Genomic DNA, 7752 nt, shown 5'->3' on the forward strand with positions numbered 1-7752 from the left:
GGATTCAATTTGATGACAACCCAGTTGTTGATTAAAAGTAAAGATTTTGGTGTTGATTTTTCGGAAATTTGCACAATCGGTCGGCAACATTTGAATGGTTCGTTCATACTATTTCAAAACCTGTTCAATAGACTTGGCTATTCTTCATCGGAGTTTGATCAAATAATGACTAGGGACAGCCGCTATTCAGAAAATTTTTTTAAAAAATTAGGAGCATCCACAATCGATTCAATAGATGCTTCATCTTATGAAAATGCAACTCTTATTCATGATATGAATTTGCCGATTTTAGATAATTGGAAAAAAAGGTATTCTATTGTTATTGACAGCGGCTCGCTTGAACACATATTTAATTTCCCTCAAGCGATAAAAAATTGCATGGAAATGGTCAAACCTGGAGGACATTTAATTGGAGTAACGCCTTCCAATAATTTTTTGGGTCATGGGTTTTATCAATTTAGCCCAGAACTATTTTATAGGGTTTTTTCTGAGGAAAATGGTTTCCGAATTATTAAAATGTACCTATTTTTTTCTGAGCTGAATAGTACAGTGTTTGAGGTAAGTGATCCGCTATTCGTCAAAGACAGAGTCAAATTAAAAAACTCTAAAGAATCATTTCTTTTTTACATTGCAGAGCGAATTGAAGAAAAACCAATTTTCACTAAAACACCCCAGCAATCTGATTACGAGCATATTCTTTGGGATAATTCATTGGTCAACAAGATTGGCAAAAAGGGTAGTAATTACGCCAAATATAAAAAGTTTATCCCGCATAATATTGTAGAGTCTTTATTGAATGTAAGAAAGAATTTTTCTCACTTAAGACTATTTTTTAATCCAATAGGAAATGGTAATAAAAAATATTTCAAAAAAGTAAAACTTGATTGAATAAACGCTTGAAAATCCTTTTCACACAAGACGCCCTAGTTAATGCCGGTGCCGAGCGGAGCCATCTGGAAATCCTTTCCCGATTTTCGCCGGAGACTGAAGTTTGCTTTGCTTACTTTTATCCCAAGCATGATTTAAAGGAAGCATACGAAAGGGCCGGGATACGGCTCTTTTTTTTGGACATTCCCGAATCGTATCATTTCCCCATGGCCATCAGAAAGTTGGTGCAGCTGATCCGAAAGGAAAAGCCCGACCTCTTGGTTTCGAGCCTTTGGAGAGCGGATATCATCAGCAGGATCGCTTCGTGGCTGACCGGCGTTCCCCTGATCGGAACCTTGGTGAATGACAGTTATGGTCAGGCTGCGCGTTCGGAAAAGAAAGGCTGGAAGCACAGGATGGTGCATGGCTTGGATCGACTGACTTCGGGAATTCCCGTCCATTGGATCGCGAATGCCGCATCGCTGGTAGATGCACATGTGAAGACTTTGGGCATCAAACCCGAGAAAGTCTCGGTGGTTTACCGGGGTCGGGAAGTTCCACCACTTCGGCCTGAGTCGTCACCTCGGTCTGTGCCTGCCTTGCCGGCAGGCAGGTCCCCACAGACCGAAACCAAGCCCACTCCCCAAGCTGAACCAAATAAAGATAAGGGAATGGCCTGTGAAGACACAAGCCACGGTGAAAAAGAAAAAAGAATGGTCTGTGAGGACACAGACCATGGTGGTGAAGACACAGACCATGGTAATAGTAAAGACACAGACCATGGTGGTAGTGAGGACACCGACCATGGACTGGGGGTTTCAGCCATCCGGCACTTCATTTCGTATGGGAGGTTGTTGGAGCGGAAGGGCTTTCAAGAGTTGATTTTGGCTTTTTCGGAGATCAGGAAGCAGTATCCGGATGGTACGCTGACGATTTATGGGGAGGGGATTTTCAGGAAGCAGTTGGAAGATTTGGTCCATTCGGTGAATCTTCAGGACAGTGTAAAACTGCCTGGAAGTGTACCTGATCCTTCTGGATTGCTGTATACTGCGGATTGCTTTGTCTTCCCTTCCTGGTTCGAGGGTTTTTCCGGTGCCTTGGTAGAAGCGATGCTGTCCGGGATTCCCATCATCGCATCCGCCATTCCCATGAACCTCGAAGCCATCACCCCAGAAAAAAATGCACTGACCTTCCCAGCCCAAGATGTAGCCGCGCTGGTTCAGCAGCTGCACCATGCCATCCAGCATCCCACCCGTATGGCCGAATTGGGCACCGCCGCCAGACAGGAAGCCATAGAGAGGTTTGATATCGAGAAGATCGCAAAGGAGTATGAGGGGGTTTTACGGTCCATTGCGGCTCAAAATATCCCACCCCGGCCCTCCCCTTGATGGGAGGGGGCTGCGTTCGAATGTTGTTTAGAATTGAGTTTTTTGATTGCAAAATTGCGCCCAATGTATGTTATGGGCTACCATGGGCTACCATGATCTGCCACGGTCTGTGTCCCCACAGACCATCAAACGATCCATTTACCACCATGGTCTATGTCCCCACAGACCATTCAATAACAACACGGCCACCATGGTCTGTGTCCTCACAGACCATTCAACTTTTTATTTTATTGCACAAAACGACTTCAGCGTATTGATTCACTCTGGGTTTAAACCCCACCACCATGGTCTATGTCCCAACAGACCATCAAACGATCCACTTACCACCATGGTCTCTGTCCCCACAGACCATTCACCTTTTTATTTTATTGCACCAAAATGACTTCAGCGTATTGATTCACTCTGGGTTTAAACCCCACCCCGGCCCTTGATGGGAGGGGGTGGCGTTCGAATGTTGTTTAGAATGGAGTTTTTGATTGCAAGTACAATATCGTCAGCCGATCGAAGGTCCCCCTAAAGGGGGATTTAGGGGGTGATAAATAGTGGTCTGTGAGGGCACAGGCTACGGAGGAAGTGTAAATAATGGTCTGTGAAGACACAGACCACGGAGAGGAAGTATAAATAGTGGTCTGTGAGGACACAGGCCACGGAGAGGAAGTATAAATAGTGGTCTGTGGGGACACTGACCACGGGGGAAGTATAAACAGTGGTTTGTGGGGACACAGACCACGGGGAATCCCTCCTGAGGCACGAAAATAGCAAAACAAAAAGTAGCCCATCGGATGGATGAATCAATTTAGAAGCACAAAGTGGGACCATACCATTGGTTATCAAATTCTTTTGATCAGGGATTTTTTGAGGGACAGGGATGAGGAAACTCACCATTTTGATTTCAGTCATTTTAACTTTTGTCCTCCAATGTTATCTCTGTTTGTTTCAAAGTTGGTCAAAGACAATGGCTTTATTTTTTCTCCCAATCCCTTAAAATCAAGTTATCATGAAACGATTTGTTTGTTAGAGGGGCTTGATCCAGATACCACAAAAGATTGGAAAATTCATCTTGAAGGCTACCAACACAAAACCTTTCTCCCTCTGATTAGGTTTGGAACGAAAAAGGATTCAGAATCAGCCCAAATCAGGAATAACCTCATCAGTCAGGTTGGTCAAATGATCAAAAGTATTACGGGAATCAATGCCAATTTTTTTTCCGGAGTCAGTTATCTGCTGTCCGAACTTTCGGATAATATTGTGGACCATTCCCTACATTCTCATGGCTGGATTTCTTTTCAGTATTATCCAAGTGATCGTTTTATAGATATATGTCTGGGTGATTCCGGGTATGGCGTGTTGGCATCCTATCAGCGCTATTCCGGACCAAAGGACTATTCTTACATCCATTCAGATAAAATTGCCATTGGAGAAATGATAAAAGGTGAGTCAACCAAAAAAGAAGATGAGCGGGGTTTTGGATTTCATACTTCCAGAGAAATGCTGATAGATGGAATGGGAGGTAATTTTAGCTTTATCAGTGGAGAAGCGCTGTTGTTGAATTATAAGTTATTGAACTTTGGAACAAAGTTTCCAGGAACGCTAGCACACCTTAGAATACCGCTAAGGAGTTTAAAGTCAGGTTTTTCTATTTATGATTATGTTGAATAAATAGCTTTTTTTACATTATATTTGTGAAATCATGGAAAGGGTAAGAAAAATAGCACTAAGCAAAATTTTTGATAAGCAGGTGTCAAGTAGGTCTGCGGTAGATTCAGTTTTTTCTGGTATTTCTGGTGTCCACCATATCGTACTTGATTTCTCTTCGATTGAATTTATTTCCAGGTCCGCTGCCCATCAATTGATTTGTGCGGTGGATCAGTTACAAAATAGCAGGATTACAGTGGAAATGATTTCTCTTTTTCCAGATGTTATCCAAATGATCAATAAGGTAAGGCAATCCATTAAAAGCCCAAAAAAGCTGGCAACCCACGTTGAATTCGTTTCTTTCTCCAGCGAGAAGGAAATGGAGGATTTCGTATTGTCCTTTTGATCAGCCATGGTATGCCATGTTCTGTGTCCCCACAGACCATCAAACGATCCACTTACCACCATGGTCCCTGTCCTCACAGACCATTCAACTTTTTATCTTATTGCACAAAACGACTTCAGCGTATTGATTCACGCTGGGATTAAACCCCACCCCGGCCCTCCCCTTGATGGGAGGGAGTTGCGTTCGAATGTTGTTTAGAATTGAGTTTTTGATTGTAAAATCCCGTCCATGGTATGCCATGGTCTGTGTCCCCACAGACCATCAAACGATCCATTTACCACCATGGTCTGTGTCTTCACAGACCCTTCAACTTTTTATTTTATTACACCAAAACAACTTCAGCGTATTGATTCATACCGGGTTTAAAACCCACCCCGGCCCTCCCCTTGATGGGAGGGAGCTGCGTTGGAACACTGTTTAGAATGGAGTTTTTGATTGCAAGTACAATATCGTCAGCCAATCGAAGGTCCCCCTAAAGGGGGATTTAGGGGGTGATAAATAGTGGTCTGTAAGGACACAGACCACGGAGGAAGTATAAATAGTGATCTGTAAGGACACAGACCACGGGAAGGAAGTATAAATAGTGGTCTGTGAGGACACAGGCCACGGAGGAAGTATAAATAGTGGTCTGTGAGGACACAGACCACGGGGACAGGTGAAGAAATAGGCCAAGGTTTTATGAAATGCGAAAACTGAAAATAGCAATCCTTACCGATTCTCCGCAAATTCCGGCATGGGCATTTGACATGCTGCTGCGGATTCGGGAGGAGGGTTATGGTGAAATTGTGCTCAACATTGTCAACCGGTCCCCAAAATCGTCGGGAAGCGCATCCCCATTTTTGTATCGGCTATACAGGGTTATTGACAGATTTTTTTTCAAAAATCGCCACGATGCCTTCGCCAACAAAAACCTGAATGACTTGCCCAATTGGGCGGTGCCTGAGCTTTTGGTCCAACCTGTCCAGCAGAAATTCACCGATACTTTTTCTGCCCCTGATCTTGATTGGATTCGGGCACAAGACTTGGATGTGATCATCCGCCTCGGTTTCAGAATCCTGAAAGGCGATATCCTCCAGTTGCCCAAGTTTGGAATCTGGTCTTTTCACCATGGAGACAACCGGCTGAACAGGGGAGGCCCTCCTTGTTTTTGGGAGGTCATGCAGGGAGAGGAAACCACTGGTTCCATTTTACAGATCCTGAACGAAAAACTCGACGACGGAAAAGTCATTTACCGCTCCTGGTCCCAGACCGATCCGCTTTCCGTCCAGAGAAATGCCAACACTGTTTTTTGGAAAAGCCTCTTCTTTGTACCAAGGGAAATCAAAAATCTGGCTTTGATGGGAGAAGAAAAATGGCAGGCATCCAAAGAAGCGCTTCAGGATGTTCCGGGCCACTACACACCGCCGCTTTACCGACCGCCGGGAAATTTAGAAATGTTGGGATTGGGTTGGCGGCTTTTCATCCGCAACACATTGCGGAAACGCAGGGAAAAACAATATCCGGCCCATTGGGAAATGGCCTGTTTGGAATTTTCCGGACATGAGGATTGGACCATTTTGAAGAAAAAGCCGATTCGATTGTTTGACAATCCGGCACCACAGAAGTCCTTTTGGGCGGATCCTTTTCCCATTGAGCATAAGGGAGATACTTATCTGTTTTTTGAGGAGTTTGACAAGGAAAAGCAGAAGGGACATATTTGCTGTGCGAAGCTGCACGAGGGAACATTGACTGAAAAGGCTGTAATCCTTGAAGAGGCCTGGCACTTGTCCTATCCCTTTGTTTTTCAAGAGCAGAACGATTTTTACATGGTTCCGGAATCTGCCGAGGCAGGTAAATTGTGTGTTTACAAATCCTCCGATTTCCCTTTTTCTTGGGAAAAGACAGGAGTGTTTTTCGAAGGGGAAGCCTATGATCCTAGCCTGTGGAAGTCAGGTGGGAAATTCTGGCTTTTTGTGAACCAAAAGCCACATGTAGCCTGCTCTCCCTTTGATGAATTGAACCTCTATTGGTCTGAAACGCTGGAAAACCCAGTCTGGCATGCACATCCAGCCAATCCCATTGTTTCAGATGTAAGAAATTCCAGGCCTGCCGGTCGCTTGTTTTCCAAAGGAGGCAAAACCTATCGGCCTTCCCAGGATTCGGGATTGAGATATGGTCATCAGGTGGGAATCAACGAGATTGTCCGGCTATCGGAAACAGCCTATGAAGAACAAATAGTGTCCACCATCGGGCCCGAAATCAACCCAGGAGCACTGGGAATCCATACTTTCAATGTGATGGATAATCGTGTTTTTGTTGATTTTTATTTCAGAAAATGAGGGGTTTGATGGCGATTCAGAGAGACTAATATGGTCTGTTTCCCCACAGACCACTAAATTCATTCTTTTATTGTACCAAAACGACTTCATCGTATTGATTCACGTTGGGTTTAAACCCCACCCCGGCCCTCCCCTCTAGGGGAGGGAGCTGCGTTCGAATGCTGTTTAGAGTTGAGTTCTTTAATTGCAAATCCAATGTTGTCTGCAGATCGAAGGTCCCCTTGAAGGGGGATCTAGGGGGTAAAAATGATTCACGTTGGGTTTAAACCCCACCCCGGCCCTCCCCTTTATGGGAGGGAGCTGCGTTCGAATGCTGTTTAGAGTTGAGTTCTTTAATTGCAAATCCAATGTTGTCTGCTGATCGAAGGTCCCCTTGAAGGGGGATCTAGGGGGTAAAAATGATTCACGTTGGGTTTAAACCCCACCCCGTCCCTCCCCTCTAGGAGAGGGGGCTGCATTCGAATGCTGTTTAGAATCGAATTTTTGATCGCAAATACAATATCGTCTGCAGATCGGAGGTTCCCCTGAAGGGGGATTTTGGGGGTAGACATAATAATGTTTTAGATTTAAACTTTTTATATTGAAGCATCAACATCTCCCGCAAAAGAGATTAATGAGGTGAAAATGAGTTACGCTGACAATCTTTTCTTTGGTGCAAGTCCCGAAATTCATAAAAGAGCCAGGGAACTTAGGAAGCGGCTAACACCTTCTGAAAAAATTCTTTGGGAAACTTTAAAAGGAAAATCTTTTCGAGGTTTAAAATTCAGAAGACAGCATCCTATTCATAAATTCATTGTTGACTTCTATTGTCATGAATTGAAGCTTGTGATTGAAATCGATGGTGGAATCCATGATACTATGGATCAGAAGGAATATGATATGGGTAGAACTTTTGAATTAAATGAATTGGGACTGGAAATATTAAGATTTGGGAATGAAATGATTTTGAGTGATATCCAGTTGACATTGATCGAAATATCAAAGTTTATTGATTCGCACCAGGCTTAAACCCCATCCCGGCCCTCCTTTTTGATGGGAGGGAGTTGCATCCAGATGCTATTTAGAATCGAATTTTTGATTGCGAATACGATATCATCTGCCGATCGAAGGTCCCCCTGAAGGGGGATTTAGGGGGTAG

The 7752-nt window shown here is 44.0% G+C and carries 7 protein-coding genes; all 7 read left to right on the forward strand.

All coding sequences use genetic code 11. The features are described 5' to 3' along the window. Positions 1-12: 12 nt before the first annotated feature. Positions 13-888 (forward strand): class I SAM-dependent methyltransferase, encoded by an 876-nt coding sequence (locus tag F824_RS27045; protein ID WP_139189923.1) that lies wholly within the window; start codon positions 13-15, stop codon positions 886-888. Then, positions 885-2255 carry a glycosyltransferase gene (locus F824_RS27050; protein ID WP_019600401.1) on the forward strand — a complete coding sequence of 457 codons (1371 nt, stop codon included), beginning with the start codon at positions 885-887 and terminating at the stop codon, positions 2253-2255. The genes F824_RS27045 and F824_RS27050 overlap by 4 nt, the downstream gene beginning before the upstream one ends. Before the next feature lie 67 nt (positions 2256-2322). Further along, the gene (locus F824_RS27630) at positions 2323-2637 is read left to right on the forward strand and encodes a hypothetical protein (RefSeq protein ID WP_139189922.1); all 315 of its coding nucleotides are present in this window, start codon (positions 2323-2325) and stop codon (positions 2635-2637) included. Between the two features lie 404 nt (positions 2638-3041). After that, positions 3042-3914 carry an ATP-binding protein gene (locus F824_RS0123550; protein ID WP_019600402.1) on the forward strand — a complete coding sequence of 291 codons (873 nt, stop codon included), beginning with the start codon at positions 3042-3044 and terminating at the stop codon, positions 3912-3914. Positions 3915-3945: 31 nt separating this feature from the next. Beyond that, on the forward strand, positions 3946-4296 hold the full coding sequence (locus F824_RS0123555) for an STAS domain-containing protein (RefSeq protein WP_019600403.1): 351 nt from the start codon (positions 3946-3948) through the stop codon (positions 4294-4296). Between the two features lie 683 nt (positions 4297-4979). Continuing rightward, a complete protein-coding gene (locus F824_RS27055; RefSeq protein ID WP_019600405.1) occupies positions 4980-6614 on the forward strand; it encodes a glucosamine inositolphosphorylceramide transferase family protein in 1635 nt (544 codons plus the stop codon). A 624-nt stretch (positions 6615-7238) separates the two neighbouring features. After that, the gene (locus tag F824_RS0123565; RefSeq protein WP_031327336.1) at positions 7239-7622 is read left to right on the forward strand and encodes an endonuclease domain-containing protein; all 384 of its coding nucleotides are present in this window, start codon (positions 7239-7241) and stop codon (positions 7620-7622) included. The last annotated feature ends 130 nt before the right edge of the window (positions 7623-7752 follow it).

Origin of the sequence: Rhodonellum psychrophilum GCM71 = DSM 17998, from assembly GCF_000381545.1 — a bacterium.
In the GTDB taxonomy this organism is placed as follows: Bacteria; Bacteroidota; Bacteroidia; order Cytophagales; family Cyclobacteriaceae; genus Rhodonellum; species Rhodonellum psychrophilum.